At 62.3% G+C, this 22,019-nt stretch carries 16 protein-coding genes; 7 read left to right on the forward strand and 9 right to left on the reverse strand.

Features of this window, described 5'->3' with window-relative positions; all coding sequences use genetic code 11:
- A partial coding sequence (locus IIY41_RS05110) for a nucleotidyltransferase family protein (protein WP_287400063.1) occupies positions 1-437 on the reverse strand: 437 nt, incomplete at its 3' end.
- A 179-nt stretch (positions 438-616) separates the two neighbouring features.
- Between IIY41_RS05110 and IIY41_RS05115 the strand changes: the two genes are divergently transcribed.
- The gene (locus IIY41_RS05115; RefSeq protein ID WP_009325190.1) at positions 617-1,816 is read left to right on the forward strand and encodes an acetate/propionate family kinase; all 1,200 of its coding nucleotides are present in this window, start codon (positions 617-619) and stop codon (positions 1,814-1,816) included.
- A 93-nt stretch (positions 1,817-1,909) separates the two neighbouring features.
- Here IIY41_RS05115 and IIY41_RS05120 read toward each other — a convergent pair whose 3' ends face one another.
- From IIY41_RS05120 to IIY41_RS05145, 6 genes are all read right to left on the reverse strand, one after another.
- Positions 1,910-3,841 (reverse strand): EAL domain-containing protein, encoded by a 1,932-nt coding sequence (locus tag IIY41_RS05120; protein ID WP_287400064.1) that lies wholly within the window; start codon positions 3,839-3,841, stop codon positions 1,910-1,912.
- A gap of 106 nt (positions 3,842-3,947) precedes the next feature.
- Positions 3,948-4,979: a hypothetical protein gene (locus IIY41_RS05125; RefSeq protein ID WP_287400066.1), complete on the reverse strand. Its 1,032-nt coding sequence runs from the start codon at positions 4,977-4,979 to the stop codon at positions 3,948-3,950.
- Positions 4,976-6,460, reverse strand: coding sequence for a hypothetical protein (locus IIY41_RS05130; RefSeq protein ID WP_287400068.1), 1,485 nt, complete (start codon positions 6,458-6,460; stop codon positions 4,976-4,978). Before IIY41_RS05130 ends, IIY41_RS05125 begins: the two co-directional genes overlap by 4 nt.
- Before the next feature lie 6 nt (positions 6,461-6,466).
- Entirely contained in the window at positions 6,467-7,321 is an 855-nt protein-coding gene (locus tag IIY41_RS05135) for a carbohydrate ABC transporter permease (RefSeq protein ID WP_287400069.1), read from the reverse strand.
- Positions 7,318-8,253: a carbohydrate ABC transporter permease gene (locus IIY41_RS05140; protein WP_242853453.1), complete on the reverse strand. Its 936-nt coding sequence runs from the start codon at positions 8,251-8,253 to the stop codon at positions 7,318-7,320. The genes IIY41_RS05135 and IIY41_RS05140 overlap by 4 nt, the downstream gene beginning before the upstream one ends.
- A gap of 142 nt (positions 8,254-8,395) precedes the next feature.
- The gene (locus tag IIY41_RS05145; RefSeq protein ID WP_192960592.1) at positions 8,396-10,804 is read right to left on the reverse strand and encodes an extracellular solute-binding protein; all 2,409 of its coding nucleotides are present in this window, start codon (positions 10,802-10,804) and stop codon (positions 8,396-8,398) included.
- 200 nt (positions 10,805-11,004) lie between these two features.
- Between IIY41_RS05145 and IIY41_RS05150 the strand changes: the two genes are divergently transcribed.
- Both IIY41_RS05150 and IIY41_RS05155 read left to right on the forward strand, forming a co-directional pair.
- Positions 11,005-11,691 carry a response regulator transcription factor gene (locus IIY41_RS05150; RefSeq protein ID WP_009325197.1) on the forward strand — a complete coding sequence of 229 codons (687 nt, stop codon included), beginning with the start codon at positions 11,005-11,007 and terminating at the stop codon, positions 11,689-11,691.
- Positions 11,688-13,055, forward strand: coding sequence for a sensor histidine kinase (locus tag IIY41_RS05155; RefSeq protein WP_287400071.1), 1,368 nt, complete (start codon positions 11,688-11,690; stop codon positions 13,053-13,055). The genes IIY41_RS05150 and IIY41_RS05155 overlap by 4 nt, the downstream gene beginning before the upstream one ends.
- 76 nt (positions 13,056-13,131) lie before the next feature.
- On the opposite strand, the gene IIY41_RS05160 is transcribed toward IIY41_RS05155, so the two are convergent.
- The gene (locus IIY41_RS05160) at positions 13,132-14,484 is read right to left on the reverse strand and encodes a glycoside hydrolase family 1 protein (protein WP_055081334.1); all 1,353 of its coding nucleotides are present in this window, start codon (positions 14,482-14,484) and stop codon (positions 13,132-13,134) included.
- 13 nt (positions 14,485-14,497) lie between these two features.
- Positions 14,498-16,933 carry a glycoside hydrolase family 94 protein gene (locus IIY41_RS05165; RefSeq protein WP_287400073.1) on the reverse strand — a complete coding sequence of 812 codons (2,436 nt, stop codon included), beginning with the start codon at positions 16,931-16,933 and terminating at the stop codon, positions 14,498-14,500.
- A 507-nt stretch (positions 16,934-17,440) separates the two neighbouring features.
- Between IIY41_RS05165 and IIY41_RS05170 the strand changes: the two genes are divergently transcribed.
- The 4 genes from IIY41_RS05170 (at position 17,441) to IIY41_RS05185 (ending at position 21,833) form a co-directional block, all read left to right on the forward strand.
- The gene (locus IIY41_RS05170; RefSeq protein WP_009325202.1) at positions 17,441-18,448 is read left to right on the forward strand and encodes a LacI family DNA-binding transcriptional regulator; all 1,008 of its coding nucleotides are present in this window, start codon (positions 17,441-17,443) and stop codon (positions 18,446-18,448) included.
- A gap of 60 nt (positions 18,449-18,508) precedes the next feature.
- Positions 18,509-19,936 (forward strand): ABC transporter substrate-binding protein, encoded by a 1,428-nt coding sequence (locus IIY41_RS05175; protein ID WP_287400076.1) that lies wholly within the window; start codon positions 18,509-18,511, stop codon positions 19,934-19,936.
- A gap of 74 nt (positions 19,937-20,010) precedes the next feature.
- A complete protein-coding gene (locus IIY41_RS05180) occupies positions 20,011-20,943 on the forward strand; it encodes a carbohydrate ABC transporter permease (RefSeq protein WP_050004739.1) in 933 nt (310 codons plus the stop codon).
- The gene (locus tag IIY41_RS05185) at positions 20,940-21,833 is read left to right on the forward strand and encodes a carbohydrate ABC transporter permease (protein ID WP_009325205.1); all 894 of its coding nucleotides are present in this window, start codon (positions 20,940-20,942) and stop codon (positions 21,831-21,833) included. Before IIY41_RS05180 ends, IIY41_RS05185 begins: the two co-directional genes overlap by 4 nt.
- Positions 21,834-22,019 lie beyond the last annotated feature (186 nt).

Raw genomic sequence — 22,019 nt, forward strand, 5'->3', positions numbered from 1 at the left:
GCTTTTCCGATCTGCGGGTGCGGCTGTTTCACGGCGCGGCCCGCGTCCAGCTGCCCGCGCAGCGCTGCTGGAAAGTCCGGGCTTTCCAGCAGCGCTGCGGTTTGGGCGATATCCTCCAGCCGCCGTGTCTCTGTGCCGAAACACAGAGCATCCACACAGCCCAGCGCACTCAGCAGCGCCACACCCGCCGCTGCGAAGCCCTCGGCGGACAGCGTGGCGTAGGGCGCCGGCAGGCTGAGCACCAGGTCCGCCCCGGCGGCCAGCGCAGCCCGGGTACGCACCCGGGCGGGAAACAGCGCCGCAGTACCGCGCTGCACCACGCCCGGGCTGCACACGCACACCACCGCCTCAAAGCCGCGTTTTTTCAGCTCCGCTATCTGCCAGGCGTGTCCGTTGTGGAAAGGGTTGTATTCCGCGATGATACCGGCTGTTCTCATGGCTGCCTCGCTTCTTTCGGCCGCTGTGCACGCATAAATTGCGAATCTTGGCCGTTTTTCTCGCTTTTTCTTGCGCGTTTCCGGCCGTGCGCTTGAAAATGCTTTATAATCATTATATAATAATGGAGCGATTTTAAAAAGCATAACTGCGCTTTTTTGTGAATGGGAGGAAATATCGGATGAAAGTTTTGGTCATCAACTGTGGTTCCAGCTCGCTGAAGTATCAGCTCATCGATATGGAGGGCGAACGCGTGCTGTGCAAGGGCCTGTGCGAGCGCATCGGCATCGAGGGCAGCAAGATCACACACAAGGCCAACGGCGGCGAGTGGGAACAGGAAGTGCCCTTCCCCACCCACACCGAAGCGTTTATGAAGGTCGTTGAAATGATGACCAGCGGCGAGGGCGCCGTCGTGAAGGACAAGAGCGAGATCTCTGCCATCGGCCACCGCGTGGTGCAGGGCGCCGAGTTTTTCACCAAGTCCGAGATCGTCACCGACGCCATCATCGACAAGATCGAGGAGATCGCCCCTCTGGCCCCGGTGCACAACATGGCCCATGTGCAGGGCCTGCGCAGCGCCAAGGCCGTGTTCGGCGAAAAGGTGCCCAACGTTGTCGTTTTCGACACCACCTTCCACCAGACCATGCCCAAAAAGGCGTATATGTACGGCGTGCCGTATGAGATGTATGAAAAATATTCCATCCGCCGCTACGGCGCCCATGGCACCAGCCACCGTTATGTGAGCATGGCCGCCGCCCAGTACCTGAACGATTCCGACCTGAAAATGGTCACCTGCCATCTGGGCAACGGCAGCTCCATCAGTGCCGTGAACGCAGGCAAATGTGTGGACACCAGCATGGGCCTTACCCCGCTGGCCGGCGTGCTGATGGGCACCCGCTGCGGCGACATCGACCCCAGCGTCGTCACCTACATGGAACAGAAGCTGGGATTCCACGGCCAGGAAATGGCTGATTATCTGAACAAGAAATCCGGCCTGCTGGGCATTTCCGGCGTTTCCAGCGATATGCGCGATGTGACGAGCGCCGCCGACGCGGGCAACGAGCGCGCCAAACTGGCTACCGAGATGCTTGCGTATCAGATCAAGAAATATGTAGGTTCCTACGCCGCCGCTATGGGTGGGCTGGACTGCCTGGTGTTTACCGGCGGCATCGGCGAGAACGACAACCGCGTGCGCGCCAGCGTGTGTGAGAATATGGGGTTCCTGGGCATCTCCGTGGACCCCGCAAAGAATCAGCAGCGCACCTCAGATATCCTGGACATCAGCGGCAAAGGCAGCCGCGTGAAGGTGCTGGTCGTCTGCACCAACGAAGAACTGATGATCGCCCGAGACACCAAGGCTCTGGTGGAAGCACGCCGCTGACGCCGCCTTTTCCTTTTGATAAAACCGAAGCGCCCTGCCGCATTTCTACGCGGCAGGGCGCTTTTCATTTCAGCGGCTGCAGCCAGAGCCGTTTCAGGTTCTGCGCGTGCGCCGCGCGCCGCTGCGCATCAGAGCACAAAGCTCCTCTCCCGGCATTGGGCGCGCCAGATAGTATCCCTGCAGCCGGTCGGCACGCAGCGTGCACGCCAGCGCATACTGCTCCGGCGTTTCCACACCCTCCAGCAGGATGCCTCGGCCCATGGCCCGGAACGTTTCCACCACCGCGCGCAGCAAAAGCGCTCCCCCACCGCCATTCGTCGCGGCTTCCAAAAGGCTTCTGTCCACCTTCACATACTGCAGCGGCAGAGACACCACGCTGGAGAGATTGGAATATCCGGTGCCGAAATCGTCCAGATAAAATTCTACGCCCCGGGCGGCCAAAGTCTCCATCACGGCGCGCACACGCCGGATATCTCCGGCCAACACGCGCTCCGTTAGTTCCAGCTTCAGCCGAGCGGGCGCAAGCCCGTGGCGCTCCAGCGTATCCAGCACACGACGTTCCGCATCCGGCGCAAGAAACTGCCGGGCCGAAAAATTCACAGAGACCGCGCATCCATCCAGCTCGCGGTGTGCACCGAAAAACGCGCACACCTGTTCCAGCATCATCCAGTCCAGCGCAACGATAAGGTCCATCTCCTCGGCCACGGACACCACATCCGCCGTGGGCACGGGCTTCCCATCTGCGCCGCACAGGCGCAGCAAGGCCTCCGCCATACAGGGAGTATCTGCATCCAGCGCGTAGATGGGCTGGTACGCCACACCCGCCGCCTGCCCGCTCAATGTGCGTACGACCACATCCCGCAGCGCGACGCGCCGGGAGAACCGTTGTTCCATCTCTGTGTCAAACGAGAGCGCCTCCGGTGCGCCGGGCAATTTCAGCTGCTGGATGGCGTATTCCAGATGAGCTGTCAGACGCTCGGCTGTGTCGCCAAACCGCGGGCAGGCGATGCCTGCCACGCCCGCGTCCAGACGACAGCACACGCTCCCCGCCTGCCAGGGCGCTGCAAAACGCTCTGACAGTTCCTTTTCCAGCACTGCATAGCCCGCAGCATCCATGCCCGGGAATAACAGCACGAATTCCACGCCGCTGAACCGGCAGGCGACGGCCCGGCGGCCCAGCGCTTCCAGATATGCGCTCACCTGGCGCAGCACTGCGTCGCCGCCGGTGTGCCCGAACTGTTTGTTTACGTCGCCGAAATGGCGCAGGCATACCGCTACGCAATAAAAGGATTGGCCCGAGCGAAGGCACGTGCCCGCCGCATACCACAGCGCGCTGCGGCTGGAAAGGCCCGTCAGAAAATCCGTATTGATGCGCTGGCTCTGGAAATTAAAAAACAGCACCAGCAAAATGCACGCCGGGATAAAGCCCGTCATCATGACGGGCGGGAACAGATACTGCACCGTCCCCAGCACCATCGCCAGAAGGGGCAGCGTGGCCATCATTCGGTGGATGGCGCGCGACGCCGTGCGGAACTGCTTTATATAACATATCACCAGCAACAAACAGCACGCCACCAGCAGCGCATACAGCAGCCGGTTGTACGGACCGCGCACATATGTGCCCGCCGCGTCCAGATAAAACAGCCAACCTGTGAACGGGTTTGTGAACACCACCGCCAATGCGGCGGCCAGCATGACGCCGAGGCATATGGCAACGCGCGTGAAGCACGGGCCGCGGCCGTGGATGAGATAGGCCATATAGTAGGTGAGCGCGGCTTCCAGCAGCGGAAAGAACGTAAAATACAGCATATTGAGCGTGTAGCAAAGCCAGCGCGGCAGCAGGCCCGGCACGCCCATCAGCACCACTGTGGCGATATTGAGCAGAGTGGAAAAAAGCGCAAAACCCAGACACGCATAGTATAAGCGCGTCTGGGGCATCTGCGTATAAAATTTTTCACGCGAAAAGCACAGCACCAGTACGATCAGGACACAGGCCAGGCATTCCGCACCGATCTCCCATTCCATAGGGCTCCCCTTTCAAGGGCGGATGTTACTTCTGTGTGCCTATTATACAGGAAATCGGTCAATATTTCTACCGGAAGTAAATATTTTGTAAATTCGGCTTTGACTTTTACGCTTCAACCGCTTTTTCATTCCGCGGCGCGGGTGGGCGGCGCAGCGCAAACAGGCATCCCGCCAGGCACAGCGCGCCCTGCTCCAGAAGCAGCCACTTTACCGCTATGTCCTTGTGCTGGGGCGGCAGAGCGAACCACGCGTCCACCCGCGCTGCCGCGCTTTTGCCCAGCGCCGCCCAAAAGCCGAAATCGCTCCAGCGCGTGGGCACCCAGGCCCCCGGCACAATTGCCAGCAGCACGGGCAGCAGCGCCGCGAAAAACAGCAGCGGCGCGAACAGCAGCGTCTGCCGCTGCCACGGCCGAAGCCGCCGTGCGCCGCGTGCCAGCCGCCACAGCGTGCATGCGCCGCACAGCGCCAACGGCAGCCAGCACAGCGCACAGGCCAGCCCGGCCAGCGCCGGGCCGTCCACCACATGGGCGGGCGTCCCCAGGCCGCTGGCACCGGCAAAGGCCAAGGCCGCCTCTGTGCCCTCCGGAGCGGTTTCCATCGCCGTCAGTTCCACATTGGCGTACTCTGCAGTGCGGCTGTCCGCCGCCTCCTGTGTCACAGCGCGCGCCTCTCCGCTTTCAAACACGCCGCGCACCGTATAACGTTCGCCGTCCAGCTCCAGCTCCAGGCCCGTCACATCCAGCGCTCCCCAAAGCTGCCAGGCCAGCGCGCTGGATACCGCGCATCCGCCCTGGCCTGCCGGGCCGGGCAGCGCACCGTATAAAAGAGGCTCCGTTGCCAGAAGTTCTGCATCGCCGCACACCCGCAGCATCCGGACGGTCTCCTCCCGCCCGTTGGCAGAGGCCGCTCCCTGCCGCACAGCCCAGAATGTGGGCGACCAAGCCGCATTGTTCCGCCCGTCCCGGGCATACTCCAGCGCCGAAGCCACAACGCGCGGCTCCAGCGCTTCGCCGTACCGCAGGGAAATGCCGCCCGCGGCCCGCGCCAGACGCTGCGCGTTCCAGAACAGCAAAACGCAAACCGCAAGGAATGCGCCCCAGAACAGCGCACCGCCCAGATAATACCGCACGCGCCTCATGGCTGCTCCACCCGCACGCTGTCTCCCGCTGCAACGGGTCTGGCGCTGCTTTTTACCAAAACATCCTGGGGCGACAGCGGCCCTTCCACCGCAACACCGGATGCACTTTGTTCCAGGACTGTCACATCCACGCGGGAGAGCACATTGCGCAGGCCGAGGATGGTCTGCGTCTGCTCGACGCGCAGCACGTAGCTGCCTTTGTTGTCCATGCGCACCGCTTCAGGCGGCAACACCATTTCGTATGTGGTGCGGGACAGCTCCGCCGAGGCAGTCACGGTCTGCGTCTTGCGCAGGCCGGCATCCGCAGGTACATCCGCCGTTACGGTAACGCGCCCGTTTTCATCCGGCTCGGAGATGGCCCGCACCGTGGTGCTGACAGCCGTGCCGCCCTGCCGCAGCGTCAGCGCGGCGCCCACAGCCATCTTTTCCGCTTTTCCCGAGTCCAGCGTGAATGTCGCCGTCATGCCTGCGTCCGCCGGGGCCAGCGCGGCCACCGAGGCCTCCGTAACGGTTCCGCCCGGTTCCAGTGTCAGCGTCTCCACCGTACCCGCCGATCCCGCTTTCAGAACGCCGTCGTTTTCCGCCAGCGCCGCCAGCGCGTCCACAACAGCCTGCTGTTTTTCAATGTCCAGCGCGGCCGTCTGGGCGTCAAGGTTGTTTTGACGGTTCTGGAATTCCGTTTCCTGCTTTGATTTTTCATACGCCTTTGCCGCTGGGTCCAGCGCGGCCTGCGCGTCGGCCAAAGCCCGCGCCGCGTTTTCCCCGGCGGTATCGGCGGCGCTCTGCGCGGCAGCCAGCGCCGCCTGCTTTTCAGCCAGCGCCGCGGCCGCGGCGTCTGCCGCCGCCTGCGCCGCAGCCAACGCTTCCTCAGAGGCGGGCGGGTCCGTCTGTGCCCGCAGTTCCGCCAGCGCGGCATTTGCCGCATCCAAGGCGCTTTGAGCCGTATCCGCATCGTTCCGGGCAGCGGCCACGGCCGCGTCGTTCTGCGCTTTCTGGGCGTTGTAATCCGCCTGTGCCCTGTCCCGCTGGGTAGAGGCGGAAGAGAGCGACGAGGTGTCCGCCGTGTCCCCTGCCAGCAGCTTTTCCCGCTGCAGGCGCAGGCGCGCCAACTCCGTTTTTGCGCGAGCCAGCGCATCCTTCACACCGTCGGGGTCAAACTGTGCCAAAGGCGTGTCCGCCTCCACCCTGCCGCCCGCCGGAACGAAATATTTTTCCAGCACCAGCCCCGTGGGGGCCTTAACGTTCTGCACCTCTCCCGCGGAGAGCGCTGCGTCCGCCGTCAGCCCCTGTACAAGCTCTCCGCGCCGGGGGGACGCCGTCTGCACTACGGCCAGCGTTGCGCCCGCCGTGCCGCGCGCAATCAGCGTGCAGACCAGCATGGCCGCAAAGAACTGCGTCACACCCTTCAGCGCGCGGCCCTGTGTGCCGCTCAAGCGCGGCCTGCGGGCCCAAAGGCCCGTGACTTTTTCTTTGATATGCAACGTTGTCTACTCCTTTAATCCGCTGGCCTGGATTCCCAGCTCCAGATATTTCTGCCCGAACCGGAAGATCAGCACCGCCGGGGCCAGTATCACAAGGCTGGCCACCATGGCCAGGCCCAGCTTTTCCGCCGCGATCTGGGGCAGGTACAGCGAAAGCGGCCACAGGGCTTTTGTCTTGAGAAAGGTCATAGGCTGTTCAATGGCGTTCCATGCTTCGAGAAAGCCCAGTACCGCCGCCGAAAGGATGCCCGGCACACCCAGCGGCACGCCGATATGGAAAAAAGTGCGCAGCGGCCCCGCACCGTCGATGGACGCGGCCTCCAACAGCGCGATGGGCACGGCATCGAACCCCTTTGCCATGATAAATACCGGAAATGTACTGAATGCACCCGGCAGGATGATGGCCCAAAACGTATCCATGATGCCCATTGCGTCCGCCACCAGATAGCCCGAAACCATCGTGACCTGAAAGGGCATCAGCATCAGAACGATGTACAGCGTGAACAGCGCCCGCCGCCCGCGAAACCGCAGCCGGGAAAACGCCCATGCCGCGGGCGCGCCCACCAGCACCTGTCCCAGCACCTGGGGGAACACGATGGCGCAGGTGTTCCAGAACATGGTGAAAAACTGCGGTGTGTCCAACAAAAGCTCCGCCAGTGGCTGGAGCGTGGGCCAGCTTGGCAGCAGGGGCCAGAAAGCGCTGCCCTCTGCACCCTGCAGCACCGGGCCCAGCGCGGCCCGCAGCTCGTCCAAGGGCATCAGCGCGCCTGTGCCCATGAACCACAACGGCCACCACACCGCCAGCGCAGGCAAAAGAAGGAACAGCACAAACACCGCGCGGCCCAAATTTTTTCTTTTCATCGCGCGTCCTCCCCGCCCCACAGTTTTTGCAGCAGCAGAATAGCAGCCAGCAGCACCGCCGCGATGAGCACCGCCGCTGCACACAGGCGGCCCACGTCCAAGTCCAGGAACCAGTTGTTGAACAGGTGCTGCAATAGATAGATGCTGTCGTGCGGGTATGCTCCGCCCACCAGATATGCCTCACGAAACACCTTAAAGGTGTTGAGCAGGCTGAGCACCGCCGTCATGAACAGCGTGGGCAACAGCCCGGGCAGCGTGACACGCCAAAAGCACTGCCATGCCCCCGCACCGTCCACGCGGGCGGCCTCATACAGGCTGTCGGAGATACCGTCCAGCCCCGCCATCCACAGAATCATGTCATAGCCCGCATTTTTCCAAACATAGGTGCCGATGAGCACCCAGAAAGCCGCGTCTGTGCCCATAAAATCCACCGGCTGCGCGCCCAGCGCCGACAAAACGGCGTTGACGAGCCCCTGCCTGTGGAACAGCGCCTGCCACAGCAGCACGATGCTGGCCACCGGGATAGCCATGGGGATCAGATAGGTTGTTTTAAAAATACGGCCGCCGTCCTTTGCGGCGCGCACGGCCACGGCCAGCAGCAGGCTGACGCACAGCAGCAGGGGCACACACACGCCGATGAAGCGCGCAGTATTGCCCGCCGCCAGGCGGAACGCGCTGTTGCCCAGCACCGAGGCGTAGTTCGCAAACCCCACGAAGCGGCTGCCCATGGCGTCGGTAAAGCTGCGGCGCACCGCGTCCGCAAACGGCACCAGCACGAACACGCACAGCCCCGCCAGGCTGGGCGCGAGGAACAAATACGGCGCGGCGCGGTTCATTTTGTTCGGCGAAATAGAGCCGCGTGGCGTCGGCCGCTGCCGCCACAGCCTGTTCCAGCGCGGCCTCGCCGCTGTATCGTTTTGTTGCTTCGGCATATATTTTTTCCTTTAATTGATCATTCTGATAACTCGGAACCGTAAATTCCTCCAGAAATGCTTCCGCGCCCCAATGCTTCCAATCGCTGAATACGGCATCCGGCCGCTCCTTTCGGGTTTGTTCCTGCCGTTCTGCGGCAGGTCACGCCCGCTTTTCCGCCAGATAGGTGGCAAGCTCCGTCTTTGCTCCCGTCACGGCTTCATCCATGGTCTTTTCACCTTTGCACAGCGCCTCAGCCTGTGCATACAGCTTTTCGGCCACCGTGCTGTCGTCCCGCACGGGTGTCTTCAGCCCGGACAGCAGTGCAGTCCAGTCCACCCGGGGCACATCCGTGCCTATCGTCTGGCCGCGTTCTGCATAGAGCTCCTGCACGTACGCCACCTGTTTTTCCAGGCCGGAGCGCAGCACCGGGAGTCCCTCTCCCAACGAATAATTCTGCACGCCGGGCGCGAGCAGCGCCTGTATGAACTGTGCAGCCAGCTCCTGCTGGGCGCTCTGTGCCGTAATGCCGGCAAGCACCCGCGGTGTATATACGCCCTGCTCCATGCCGGGCGCCGGCGTAAGCGCCGCCTGTCCGTCATCGGACATATATGCACCCAGCACATCCTTGAGTGTAAACAGCGCCGCGTTTGCCCGGCCGTAGCTGTATTCCATCACGCCCTGCGGAACGTCCGCGGACATTCCCAGCCCGGTGGAGGCATTTGACGTCACCATAAACGCAATACCGCCGTCGTTCGCCTTTTCCCCCAGTCCGTATCGGTCCGAAACCGCCTGCATCACGGAAAACAGTTCCCGCAGAGCGGCTTCGTTCAACGTGCCGTCCCGCACCACGGCGGGTGCGCTGACACTGTACAGCTGGTCGAACAACTCCCGCAGGGTGGTAAAGCTCAGAAGCGGGCGCTGCTCCTCCGGCACAGCTTTGAAAATATCATTGATATCTCCGCTGGCGGCCAGCGCCTCTGGTCCGTCCTGTACCGCCGCGGCCAGCGCCTCCAGGCTGTCCAGCCCTTCCAGCGTCTCCGGCTTTCCCATCAGCACAGGTACGGTAAAACGTGTGGGCACTGCGTACAGCTTTCCGTCCGTTCTCATAGGGTCGACCACCTGCGGGATCAACCCGTCGGCGGAGATCACCTGTGAAAGCTCCGCCAGCACGCCCTTGTCGATGAAGCTCTGCAGCGGCATGCCGTCCAGGATCAGCACATCCGGCCCCTTGCCCGCCACAAGCTCTGTGTTCAGCGTGCGCAGCGCGTCCTCGGCGCTGGCGCCGCCGGAGGTTCCAACCTCAAAATTCACGCGCACATCCGGATTTTCCTGTTGGAAATTGGTGATGGCCGCGCGCACAGTGGGGGAATCGTTCAGCGCGTAAACACGCACCTCCTTGTCCGGCACGGCGCTCACCGTCTCATCAAATACATAGTGCAGCACACGGCCGCCCTCCTCCGTCTGCACGGCCAGTGCGAAGGTGTTGCCCGGCAGCGCCGTAAAGCCGCGCACAGCGGCCAGCGGGGAACCGAAGGTATACATGCTGCCTTCCATCACGGTCTCCGCCAGCGTGCCGCCCGGCACGGCGCGGCGCACGCCTTTTTCAGACAGCAGATACAAGTTGCCGTCCGCGTCTGCCGCAAGGCTGGACGGATAATCCTCTCCACCCGCCGCGCTGGCGGCCTCAGTCTGCATATGCCCGGTCTCCAGATCATACGCCGCCGTGCCGCCCTCGTAGCCGTAGACAAAAAGTGTCGTCCCGTTGCAGGCTGTCAGGCCTCCCATCCAGTTGGGAATCTCATACAGCTTTTTTCCGGTGGCCATATCGTATACAGCCGTTGTGGCGGTATCCTCCGCGCTGAATACGCCCATATCGTCCCCGGACTGCTCCGTGCCGTCCGCAGCTTCTGCGTCGTCCGTCTCTCCGGCGGCGTCCTGCGTGCCGGAAGATGCCGCCTGCGCGCCTGCGTCTTCCCCTGCAGCCCCGTTCTGCGCCGCGGCAAAATCGCCCCCAAAGCTGGTGAGCAGCAGTCTGCCGCCCGGCAGCACCTGTGCATCCGCCGCCATAAGCCCGCCCTGCGCGGAAAGGCCCTCCGGCTGCACGGGAGCGGCCGTGCCGTCCGCCGCAACGCGTGCGTAGGCCACCGCGCCCATACCGTCCTCTGTCTGCTCTGTCAACATTACAAAATATTCTCCCTCAGGGGTAACGGTGACCTTTTCGATCTGGCGTTTCTCTCCGAAACTCTCCTGCCAGTCCATCGTATTTTCCGTCCATTCTTTGCCGCTGTCAGCAGAATAAAAATGGGTATATGTATATTGACCGGGCGTCTCGGCAGGCCGGAGCGCGATGTAGTCCAATCCGCCGTCCGGCCGTGCCGTCAGGCTCACCGGGGTACAGCCCGCCGCGCCCGGCGGGGTGATGTCGTTTTCCACGAACCGCCCCTTGGCCTGCATGGGCGTGCCGTCCCCCTGCGCACTTGAACCGCCGCTCGTGCCGGGCTGCGCACCGCAGCCCGTGAACAGCACCGCCGCGGCCAGTACGCCGCACAAAAGTTGTTTTATCTTCACTGTTTCCCTCACCTTTCCGGTATGCTCAAAATGATGCGGACAGAAGATGCTTCCCGTCCAGCCTGTTTCCATCATAAAAAAATCAACCTTGAAAAGTCCTTGAAAAACAGTGAGGGATTTGTGAAAGCCTCTGTTTTTCAGGGATTTTTAAGGTTGCATCCATTATAATGGTTTTATTGCAGAACAGGAGGGACAAAAACATGCGGATACTGCTTGTGGAAGACGACGAAGCCCTGTGCGCGGCCGTGGCGCCGCTGTTGGAGCAGGAGGGCTACCGTGTGGACGTATGCCGAGACGGCGACGATGCGCTGTACTACATGCGCCAACGGATGTTCGGGCTGTGCATTCTGGACAGGATGCTGCCCGGACGGGATGGGCTTTCGGTGCTGCGCGCAGCGCGGGCCGAGGGCCTGGACACGCCGGTGCTGATGACGACGGCGCTGGGCCTTGTGGGCGACCGAGTGGACGGTCTGGACGCGGGCGCAGACGATTATCTGGTAAAGCCTTTCGACGTACGCGAGCTGCTGGCCCGGGTACGCGCACTGGCCCGCCGCCCCGCTCCTGTGGCGGTCTCCGGCCGTCCCTGCTGCGGGGATCTTACTCTGGACATGGGCACACTGGTGCTGACCGGAGACAAAGAGCAATGCACGCTCTCGAAAAAAGAGGCGGAGCTGCTGGCCGCACTGATGGAAAACGCCGGACAAACATTGTCCCGCAGTTTTTTATTCGGCCGTGTCTGGGGGCCGGGCGCCGACGTAGAGGAAGCCAGCCTGGACAGCTATGTACACTTTATCCGCCGCAGGCTGCGTGCCGTGAGCAGCCGGGTGACAGTGGACACTGTGCGCGGCGTGGGCTACCGGCTGCTGGATGGAGGAACGGGCGCATGAAACGCCGTGCCGCACAGCCTCCCCGCGGCCCGTACACCACGCCGCTGCGCCAGCTGCGCCGCCGCCTGACATTTGTTTTCACCGTGCTGACGGGCACAGTTCTCACGGTATTCCTGGCCATCACCCTGGGGTTGGCACAAAAGCAGACGCAGCTCTCGGCACAGAGCATGTTCGACGCCAGCGTGGACACCCTGATCGTCACGCTGCAGACGGGCAGCGTCTCCGACACGGCTCTTGCCCAGACGGAGGCCGCGGATGGACTGCTCATTTTCATCACGGACAACGGTACCCCGCTGTTTTTCAGCGGCGGCTGGGCGCCCGCTACCCCGCGCGGGACCTTGCTGGAGCGTGCGGCGGAGGCAGGGCTTGCAGAGGGTGTGAATATGGATGCCGCGCCGCGTTCGTCTGTGTATGCCTCCCGCGTCACCGTCACAGTGGAGGGCAACGCAGGCGAACATTATACCGCCGCCGTATGCTCCGTCCCCGGACAGCGCGGCTGGTACGGCCTTGCCGTGCTGCGGGACGACGGGCCTCTGCGCCGGACGCTGACGCGCCAGGCCCTGCTGTATGCGGCGCTGCTGTCGGGCGGGCTGGCACTTCTGGGCGCGGTCAACTGGTTTTTGGCGGGGCGGGCGCTGCGTCCCACCGCCGAAGCACTGCAAAAACAGCGGGAATTCGTGGCCGCCGCCGGACACGAGCTGCGCGGCCCGCTGGCCGTCGTCAAGACGAGCCTGTCGGCCATGCAGGCCAGCCCGGCGGACACGCCGCAGTACCTGGCGGCCATCGGCAGCGAGGCCGACCGCATGGCCCGCCTGGTGGACGATCTTCTCCTGCTTGCAGGCAGCGACGCGGGCACCTGGCGGATGCGTATGGAACCTGTGGATGCCGATGCGCTGGTGATCGGCGCGCATGAACAGTTTGCGCCTCTGGTAAAAGCGCGCGGCCTGCGCCTTGCGCTGGACCTGCCCGAGGAAACACTGCCGCCCCTGTGGGGCGACGCCGGACGGCTGCGCCAGCTGCTGCTGGTCTTCATCAGCAACGCCTGCGCCTACGCGCCCGCCGGCAGCGACGTCACGCTGCGCGCCCGCGCGGAAAAAGGCTGGGTACTGCTTTCGGTGGAGGACCACGGCCCCGGCGTGCCGGATGCGGAAAAGGCACATGTGTTCGAGCGCTTTTACCGCGCCGACAAAAGCCGCACGGGCAAGGAGCACTATGGGCTGGGTCTCTCTGTGGCACAGGAACTGGCCGCGCTGCACGGCGGAGATATCCTTCTTACAGACACACCCGGCGGAGGCGCCACATTCACGCTGCGTCTGCCTGTCCGCGCCCGAAAAGCACAGCGCACGCATACAGGCCGCGCATGAAATCGCAAAATGCCCCCGGCGTCCGGTTCTTTTCCGGGCTGCCGGGGGTATTCTGCAGCCTGCATGCCATGCGCTTTTACAGGTTCTCCCCGTTGGCGCGCACGGTTTCGGCATACCAGGCAGCGCTGTCCTTCGGGATGCGCGCACCCGTAACATAGTCGATATAAACAAGCCCGAAGCGCTCGCGATAGCCCTCGCTCCACTCAAAATTGTCAGTGAGCGCCCAGTGGAAATAGCCCCGCACATCCGCGCCTCCCTCCGCCGCCGCACGCAGCGCCAGCAGATAACGGTGCAGGAAATCAATGCGGTCGGGATCATGGACACGGCCGTCCAGAAAGATGCGGTCGTTGCAGCTCTGCCCGTTTTCGGTGATGTAAATCGGCCGGCCGTACCTCTGCCAGAGAAAACGCACGCCCCAGTTCATCACCAGCGGCGTAACGGGCCATTTCAGCGCTGTCACAGCACAGCCGCGCGGGCGCGGCACATAAACCGGCCGCTTTCCCGTCCCTGCACATACCGCGTGGCCATTGTAGATGTTCAAGCCGATAAAATCCGGCCGTATGTGGATGACCGCCAGGTCTTCCGCCGGGAGCGCCGCCGTCATACGCCGCAGGCCGGGCCCGCAGTTTTCCGGATAATGTCCGAAACAGACAGGGTCCAGCACCATCTGATAGGTAAATGCCCAGTCGCTGTCCGGCGTGGCGAAGGTAGCGCTGCAGGCAGCCTCCACATCGGCGGGGCTGTCCGTGCCGGGCCAGCACAGCCGCCCTGTCGCGGCGATGCCGACGCGCACGCCGGGGCAGGTCTCCCGAATGGCGGCGGCGGCAAGGCCGTGAGCCAAAAGCTGATGGTGCAGCACCAGAAGCTGGCGCGCCTCGGGCAGACGCAGGCCCGGGGCATGCACGCCCGTACCGTGGCCCAGCTTTACAGTACACTCCGGCTCGTTGAGCGTAATGTAATTCTCTGCAAGGCCGCTGAAACGGCGCGCCGCCTCGGCGGCATAGCGGGCAAAAGCACGGGCGGTCTCTCGGCTGCGCCAGCCGCCCGCATCTTCCAGCGCCTGGGGCAGTTCCCAGTGGTACAGTGTGACATAAGGCTCCAGGCCCGCAGCGCGGCAGGCCTGGAGCATGCGCAGATAAAACGCAAACCCTTCCCCGTTCCAGCGGCCGTCGCCGTAAGGGTCCACCCGCGCCCAGCTCACGCTGAAACGGTAAGCACCGAGGCCCATCTGCGCCGCGCAGGCAATGTCCTCCTCATATCTGCGGTACGCGTCCGTGGCGGCGGAACCGTCAAACCCGTCTGCAACGGCGCCGGGGCGGCGGCAGAATACGTCCCAAATGGATTCCCCGCCGCCGTCGGCCCGCGGGCTGCCCTCGGTCTGGTAAGCGCTGGAGGCCGCGCCCCATACAAAATCTTTTGCAAACGCCATATGTCCCCTCCGTTCAGCCCATCGTCACCTTTACATGTACTGTCGTTCCGGCGGGCGCGGCGGGCAGAATGCCGTCCACGCAGGGCGCGCCGTCCGCCGTGATGCATTTTACCCCTTTTTCCACCCCCGCCGCGTTGTCCACTGCGATCTCGTACACCGCGCCTCTGTAGGTGCGCGTGATGGTGAAACCGGGCATCGCGGCGGGAATGCACGGGGCGATCCGCAGGCCGTCCAACGTGGGCTGGATCCCCAGGATATACTGGCTGATGTTGACGAATGTCCATGCGGCCGTACCCGTCAGCCAGCTGTTTTTCGCCTCGCCGAAGGCGGCCGCGTCCCTCCCGGCGATCATCTGGCTGTACACATAGGGCTCGGTGCGGTGGATCTCGCTGATTTCCTCAAGATAGGCCGGACAGGTGCGGCGGTATACCTCAAAGGCGCGGCCGCCGCGCCCCGCCGCACATTCAGCGCAGCTGATCCATGGGTTGTTGTGGCAGAAAATACCCGCGTTCTCCTTATACCCCGGCGGATAGCTGCTGATCTCCCCCAGTTCCAGATGATACCGCGTGTATGCGGGCTGCAGCAGCAGGATGCCGTACTCTGTGTCCAGATGCCGCCTTACGCTCTCCAGCGCCTGAAGCGCGCGGCCGTCGGAAAGGCCCACGCCCGCCATCACGCACATGCCCTGGGGTTCAATGTAAATTTTGCCCTCCGCGCATTCGGCGCTTCCCACCGGCCGGCCGTTTGCGTCATAGGCGCGGCGGAACCAGGCGCCGTCCCAGCCCGGGCCGAGGATGGCCGCTGTCATTTCGTCCACCTGTGCGCGCACGGCCCGCGCTTCCTGCGAAAGGCCTTCCCACGCACAAATGTCCGCGTATTCCCCGCCGTATTTTACAAACATCCCCGCAATGAACACGCTCTCCGCCACAGGGCCTTCGCTGGGGCCGGTGGTCTGGAAGCTCTCGCCCGGTTCGCTGGAAAAGCAGTTCAGATTCAGGCAGTCGTTCCAGTCGGCCCGGCCGATGAGCGGCAGTCCATGAGGGCCTTTGTGCGAAGCGGTAAAGCCCAGGCTGCGGCGCAGATGCTCCATCAGCGGCGCCGTGTCTTCCTCCCGGCAGTCAAAGGGCACCTCCTCGTACAGGATGGAACGGTCGCCTGTTTCCCGCAGGTATGCGCTCACACAGGCGATGAGCCACAGCGGGTCGTCGTTGAAGCCGCTCCCCACGTCCAAATTGCCCTTTTTCGTCAGCGGCTGATACTGGTGATAGGAGCTGCCGTCCGCGAACTGGGTGGCGGCGATGTCCAGAATGCGCTGCCGCGCCCGGCCCGGCACCAGATGCACGAAGCCCAGCAGGTCCTGGCAGGAATCCCGAAAGCCCATGCCCCGGCCGGTGCCGCTTTCATAATAGCTGGCGCTGCGGCTCATATTGAACGTCACCATGCACTGGTACTGGTGCCAGATATTGACCATACGGTCCAGCTTTTCGTCGCCGGAGCGCAGCGAAAAGCGCGCCAGCAGCCCATTCCAGTACGCGGCCAGCGCGGCCAGCGCGGCGTCAACCTGCGTGTCCGCGGCATAGCGGGCCAGCATGGCGCGGGCGCGGCTTTTTTCCACCACGCCGGGCGCGGCCCATTTTTCCCGGGGCGGGTTTTCCACATATCCCAATACAAAAATAAAGCTGCGGCGTTCGCCCGGGGCCAGCGTCACGTTCAGCTGATGCACGCCCACAGGCGCCCAGCCGTGGGCGATGCTGCCCGTACACGCGCCCCGTTCCACCGCCAGCGGCCCGGCCGGGCCGCGGTACGGCCCCAGAAACGCATCCCGGCTCGTGTCGAAACCGTCGGGCGTCCGGTTCACGCCGAACACGGCATAGTGGCTGCGGCGCTCGCGGTATTCCGTTTTATGATAGATGGCGCCGCCCTCCACCTCCACCTCGCCGGTGCTGTAGTTGCGCTGGAAGTTGGTGGAATCATCCACTGCGTTCCACAGGCAGAACTCCACATAGCTGAACAGCTGCAGCGCGCGGGGCTCTGCCCCGGCGTTGTGCAGCGTCAGGCGTATCACTTCACATGCGTCGCCCAGCGGAACGAACATTTCCTGCTTTGCCTCTATGCCGTTTTTCGCACCCTCGATGACCGTATAGCCCAGCCCGTGGCGGCAGCGATAGGAATCCAGTTCCGTGCGCACGGGCTGCCAGCCCGGGTTCCATACGCAGGCGCCGTCGCGGATATAAAACCGGTGGCCCTCGCCGTCCGCCGGGGCGCTGTTGTAGCGGTAGCGCGTCAGACGCAGCAGCTTTGCGTCACGGTAAAAGCTGTAGCCGCCCGCCGTATTGGAAACAAGGCTGAAAAAATCCTCGCTGCCCAGATAATTGATCCACGGCAGCGGTGTGCGCGGTGTGGTGATCACATATTCCCGGTTCTCGTCGTCAAAGTATCCATAGCGCATAAGGTATTCTCCTCACACCCGTGCCCTGCGGCGCGGGCCACTCGATTTTGGGGAGCATGCTGCGGCCCCGTTTGCGAAAACGATTAAGTCCGCATACATTCAAGCGCTCTGTATTTTTATCATACTGCCATTTCAAAAAAAAGCAAGCCTTTTTTGCTGATAAGTGCTGTAAAGTACGGATCCCGCTTGTTTCTTAGTCTTTTTTCCATTTAAATAAAGGTATAGAACAAGAGCGAAAATGTTTTCGTATCATTGGCGAAAATAAAAGGTATATTTTCGGATAGAATCGCCAAATACTCTTTGTCGAAATTGGAAAAGGCTCCAAACTTCGTGATTTCGCTTAAAAATCGCTTGATTTTTGTTGAAATTAAAGCGAGATTGCGGTATATTGAAGTTGCGAAAACGATTAAGTATCCAGTTTTGCCAAACAAGCCGCCTTTCGGTATAATAGATGCCAGAAAACGATTTCGATTTAGCAGAGCAAAACTTCTGGAAAGGCGGACCGTTATGATTTCGATTCGGGATATTGCAAAGGAATGCGGCGTGTCCGTGGCGACAGTGAGCAAAGCGCTCAACGGCCACCATGACATCAGCGCTCAAACGCGGGAGACCGTATGCCGCAAAGCGGCCGAAATGGGCTACCAGCCCAATTCCGCGGCCCGTGCGCTCAAGACGAACCGTACATACAATCTGGGCGTTCTGTACGAGGACCCGCAGCACAGCGGCCTGGGGCACGAATATTTTTCGCGCATTCTGGAGAGCTTCCGCGCGCAGGCCGAGGCCTGCGGCTACGATGTCACCTTCATCAACCGCAATGTCGGCAAGCGGCGCTCGTCTTACCTGGAGCACTGCCGCTACCGCGGCGTGGACGGCGTATGTGTGGTATGCGTGAACTTTCTGGACCCGCAGGTGCTGGAACTGGTGCAGAGCGAGCTGCCCGTCGTGACAGTGGACCACATGTTCAACAACCGTACTTCCATCGTTTCGGACAACGTCAAGGGCGTTCAAACGCTGGTGAACCATGTGTTCGGTATGGGGCACAGGAACATTGCCTTCATCCACGGCGAACGCACGGCCGTCACCGAAAGCCGCTGCGCCAGCTTTTACAAGACCTGCTACGACCTGGGGCTGCAGGTGCCCGACGCCTATGTACGCGAAGGCGCTTACCACGACTGCGACAGCTGCGAACGCATCACCGCCGAGCTGCTGGCGCTGCCGCAGCGGCCCACATGCATCTTTTTCACCGATGACGTGTCGGCTCTGGGCGGCCTCGCCGCCATCGCCCGGGCGGGCCTCCGCGTGCCGGAAGACATCTCCGCCGTCGGTTATGACGGCATCCCTCTCGCCAAAATGATGATCCCCAGCCTGACGACTTACCACCAGGACACCCAGGCCATCGGCTACTGGGCGGCGGACCGTCTCGTCAGCCTGATCGAGCACCCCAAAACCACCCTGCCGGAAAGCATCCTCATCCCCGGCAGCCTGTTGGAAGGAGCATCGGTCAGGCGCATCTGATTTTGTGATCGCGCGGCCAAACGGCCGCCTGACCGAACTTTACAAGGAGGAAAACAATCTATGAAACGTACACTTGCGACCCTTATGGCATTGTGCATGATGCTTTCCCTGGCCGCCTGCGGCGGCTCCGGCGCTTCCAGTGTTCCCGCCTCCGTTTCCGCCTCCGCCCCCTCATCCGGCATCGAATCCGCGCCCGCCGATGGCGCCGTGCTCAACATCTGGTGCTGGAACGACGAGTTCCAAAGCCGGTTCAACGACTATTATCCCGAGGTAAAGGCAGTGGCGGAGGACAAATCCACCACCACGCTCAACGACGGCACGATCGTCAAGTGGACCATCAATCCCAACGAGAACAACAATTACCAGAACAAGCTGGACGAGGCCCTGCTGGCGCAGGATTCCGCCGCAGCCGACGACAAGATCGATATTTTCCTCATCGAAGCGGATTACGCGCTGAAGTATGTGGATTCCGACTACACGTTGGACGTACGCGGCGATATCGGCCTGACGGACGCAGACCTGTCCGGGCAGTACCCGTACACCCAGGACATCGCCACGGCCGGCGGCAAGCTGAAGGGCGTCACCTGGCAGGCCACCCCCGGCCTGTTCGCCTACCGGCGCAGCATCGCCAAAGACGTACTGGGCACCGACGGCCCCGCTCAGGTGCAGGAGGCCCTGTCTGATTGGGACAAATTCAACGCTGTGGCCGAACAGGCCGCCGCGAAGGGCTACAAGATGCTGTCCGGCTATGACGACAGCTACCGCACTTTCTCCAACAACGTCTCCGCCCCATGGGTGACGGGCACCACCGTAACTGTGGACGAAAACCTGATGAAGTGGGTGGAACAGACCAAGACCTACACCGACAACGGCTACAACAATAAATCCAGCCTGTGGAGCGACGTGTGGGCCGCGGACCAGGGCCCCGACGGCAAGGTGTTCGGGTTCTTCTATTCCACCTGGGGCATCAATTTCACGCTGCTGGGTAATTCCCTGGAAACGCCCGAGGCCGAGGGCGGCAAAGCCGAAGCGGGCAACGGCATCTACGGCGATTACGCCGTCTGCGAAGGCCCGCAGCCGTATTACTGGGGCGGCACATGGATCTGCGCCGCGGCCGGCACCGACAACACCGCCGCCATTGCGGACATCATGCGCAGCCTCACCTGCGACAAGGCCATCATGAAGCAGATCACCGAGGATACGCAGGATTACACCAACAACGCCCCGGCCATGGAGGAGCTTGCCTCCAGCGACTTCAAATCCGATTTTCTGGGCGGCCAGAACCACATCGCGCTGTTCGCCGCAGCCGCGCCCAACATCGACATGAGCAACGCCGGCCCCTACGACCAGGGGCTGAACGAAAGCTTCCAGGGCGCGTTCAAGGATTATTTTGACGGCGCGGTGGACCTGGAAACAGCCAAGACCAATTTCCAGACGTCCATCGGGGAAAAATACCCTGAACTTACCGAAGTAGTGTGGCCCGAATAAACGCAGCCACGGCTCAAACGCGCGGGGCGGGCGTCGCCCGCCCCGCATTCCTCTGAAAAGGACAGGTGACCGATATGCAAGCGCGCACGGCAGGCCGAAAGCACCGCTCCATCCGCTACGCCAAATGGGGCTATCTTTTCATCGCCCCGTTTTTCATCGCCTTTGCGGTGTTCCAGCTCATCCCGCTGGCCTCCACGGTATATTACAGTTTTTTTGAATATTTCCGCAGCGGCCTGAAGGAGATCGGCCCCAATTTCGTGGGGCTTAAGAATTATGCCGAGCTGTTCCGCACCGATTTGCCGAAATACTTCGGCAACACGCTGCTGATGTGGATCATCGGCTTTGTGCCGCAGATTGCCGTGTCGCTGCTGCTGGCGGCCTGGTTCACGGACACGCGGCTGCGCCTGCGCGGCCAGGGCTTTTTCAAAACGGTCATCTACATGCCCAACCTCATTATGGCCTCGGCCTTTGCCATGCTGTTTTTCGCCTTGTTTTCCGACAACGGGCCGGTCAACGCCGCGCTTGTTTCCGCCGGCTTTCTGGAAGAGCCGTTCCGCTTTTTATCCAGCGTGGCAGGCACGCGCGGGCTGGTGGGCCTGATGAATTTTCTCATGTGGTTCGGCAACACCACCATCCTGCTGATGGCCGCCGTCATGGGCATCGACCCCGGCCTTTACGAGGCCGCCGAGATCGACGGCTGCACGCCCGGCCAGATGTTCCGGCGCATCACACTGCCGCTTATCCGGCCCATCCTTGTGTATGTGGTCATCACCTCGATGATCGGCGGGCTGCAGATGTTCGATGTGCCCCAGATCCTGACAAACGGCAAAGGCAGCCCGGACCGCTGCGCCACCACGATGATCATGTATCTGAACAACCACATGTACAGCAAAAACTACGGCATGGCGGGGGCGGTCTCCACGGTGCTGTTTCTGGTGTGCGCGGTGCTGTGTATCGCCGTGCTGAAAACGCTGGACCGCAGCAAGGAAGGAGGCGCAGGGAAATGACGTCTGCCCAAACGGAAAAAGCAAGCTCCCGGCTGCGGCGCGCAGGGCGCGCCCGCGCGGCTTCAACGGCCCGGCGGGCGGCAGCCTACACGGTGCTGGGGCTGCTGTGCTTTTTGTGCCTGTTCTTCTTTTACATCCTGCTCATCAACGCAACGCGCACCCATTTTGAGATCCAGCGCGGCTTTTCCCTGCTGCCCGGCCGTTCACTGCTGACGAACCTGAAAAGCGTGCTGGCCAACGCCAACATCCCCGTGCTCTCCGGCATCCGCAACAGCCTGCTTGTCTCGGCGCTCTCTGCGCTGCTCAGTGTTTATTTTTCAGCGCTCACCGCCTACGGCATCCATGCCTATGACTTCAAATTCAAAAAGCTGGCCTTTACGTTCATCCTGCTCATCATGATGATGCCCACACAGGTATCCGCGCTGGGCTTTGTTCGGCTCATCACCAAAATGGGCATGGCCGACACCCTCGCACCGCTGTTTCTGCCCAGCATCGCGGCGCCCGTTGTATTTTATTTCATGCTGCAGTACATGGAAGGCAACCTGCCCATGGAGATCGTCGAGGCCGCGCGCATTGACGGTTCGGGCGAGTTTTCCACCTTCAACCGCATCGTGCTTCCCATCCTCAAGCCCGCTTTGGCCGTGCAGGCCATCTTCACTTTCGTCAACACCTGGAACAATTATTTCACCCCCGCCCTTGTGCTGAGCAGCAGCGGCAAAAAGACGCTGCCCATCCTCATTGCACAGCTGCGCAGCGCGGATTTTCTTAAGTTCGATATGGGGCAGGTGTATATGATGGTAGCCATCGCCATTCTGCCGGTCATCGCCGTATACCTTTGCCTCTCCAAATTTATCGTGCGCGGCGTGGCCCTCGGCGGCGTGAAGGGCTGAGCGGAAAACGACTGCGTTTACAGCACAAAAAGCGGCGCCGCCGCATCCGGCAACGGGTGCGGCGGCGTATTTTTTATTTTTGTGCCGGCGCAGTGCATATCCGCGGCCGCGCCCGGCACACTATCACAAGACGCATGCGCCGGCGGGCGGGGCGCACCGCTCCCCCGGCGGCCGGCCCAACGCAAA

Source organism: Ruthenibacterium sp. (assembly GCF_017421385.1).
Classification (GTDB): Bacteria; Bacillota; Clostridia; order Oscillospirales; family Ruminococcaceae; genus Ruthenibacterium; species Ruthenibacterium lactatiformans.

Excerpts from the sequence above, each read along its gene's own strand:
- IIY41_RS05160 (WP_055081334.1), bottom strand. The coding sequence starts at position 14,484 with ATGGCGTTTGCAAAAGATTTTGTATGGGGCGCGGCCTCCAGCGCTTAC.
- IIY41_RS05120 (WP_287400064.1), bottom strand. The coding sequence starts at position 3,841 with ATGGAATGGGAGATCGGTGCGGAATGCCTGGCCTGTGTCCTGATCGTA.
- IIY41_RS05165 (WP_287400073.1), bottom strand. The coding sequence starts at position 16,933 with ATGCGCTATGGATACTTTGACGACGAGAACCGGGAATATGTGATCACC.
- IIY41_RS05140 (WP_242853453.1), bottom strand. The coding sequence starts at position 8,253 with ATGCCGAAGCAACAAAACGATACAGCGGCGAGGCCGCGCTGGAACAGG.
- IIY41_RS05180 (WP_050004739.1), top strand. The coding sequence starts at position 20,011 with ATGCAAGCGCGCACGGCAGGCCGAAAGCACCGCTCCATCCGCTACGCC.
- IIY41_RS05135 (WP_287400069.1), bottom strand. The coding sequence starts at position 7,321 with ATGAAAAGAAAAAATTTGGGCCGCGCGGTGTTTGTGCTGTTCCTTCTT.
- IIY41_RS05115 (WP_009325190.1), top strand. The coding sequence starts at position 617 with ATGAAAGTTTTGGTCATCAACTGTGGTTCCAGCTCGCTGAAGTATCAG.
- IIY41_RS05125 (WP_287400066.1), bottom strand. The coding sequence starts at position 4,979 with ATGAGGCGCGTGCGGTATTATCTGGGCGGTGCGCTGTTCTGGGGCGCA.
- IIY41_RS05170 (WP_009325202.1), top strand. The coding sequence starts at position 17,441 with ATGATTTCGATTCGGGATATTGCAAAGGAATGCGGCGTGTCCGTGGCG.
- IIY41_RS05150 (WP_009325197.1), top strand. The coding sequence starts at position 11,005 with ATGCGGATACTGCTTGTGGAAGACGACGAAGCCCTGTGCGCGGCCGTG.
- IIY41_RS05175 (WP_287400076.1), top strand. The coding sequence starts at position 18,509 with ATGAAACGTACACTTGCGACCCTTATGGCATTGTGCATGATGCTTTCC.
- IIY41_RS05185 (WP_009325205.1), top strand. The coding sequence starts at position 20,940 with ATGACGTCTGCCCAAACGGAAAAAGCAAGCTCCCGGCTGCGGCGCGCA.
- IIY41_RS05155 (WP_287400071.1), top strand. The coding sequence starts at position 11,688 with ATGAAACGCCGTGCCGCACAGCCTCCCCGCGGCCCGTACACCACGCCG.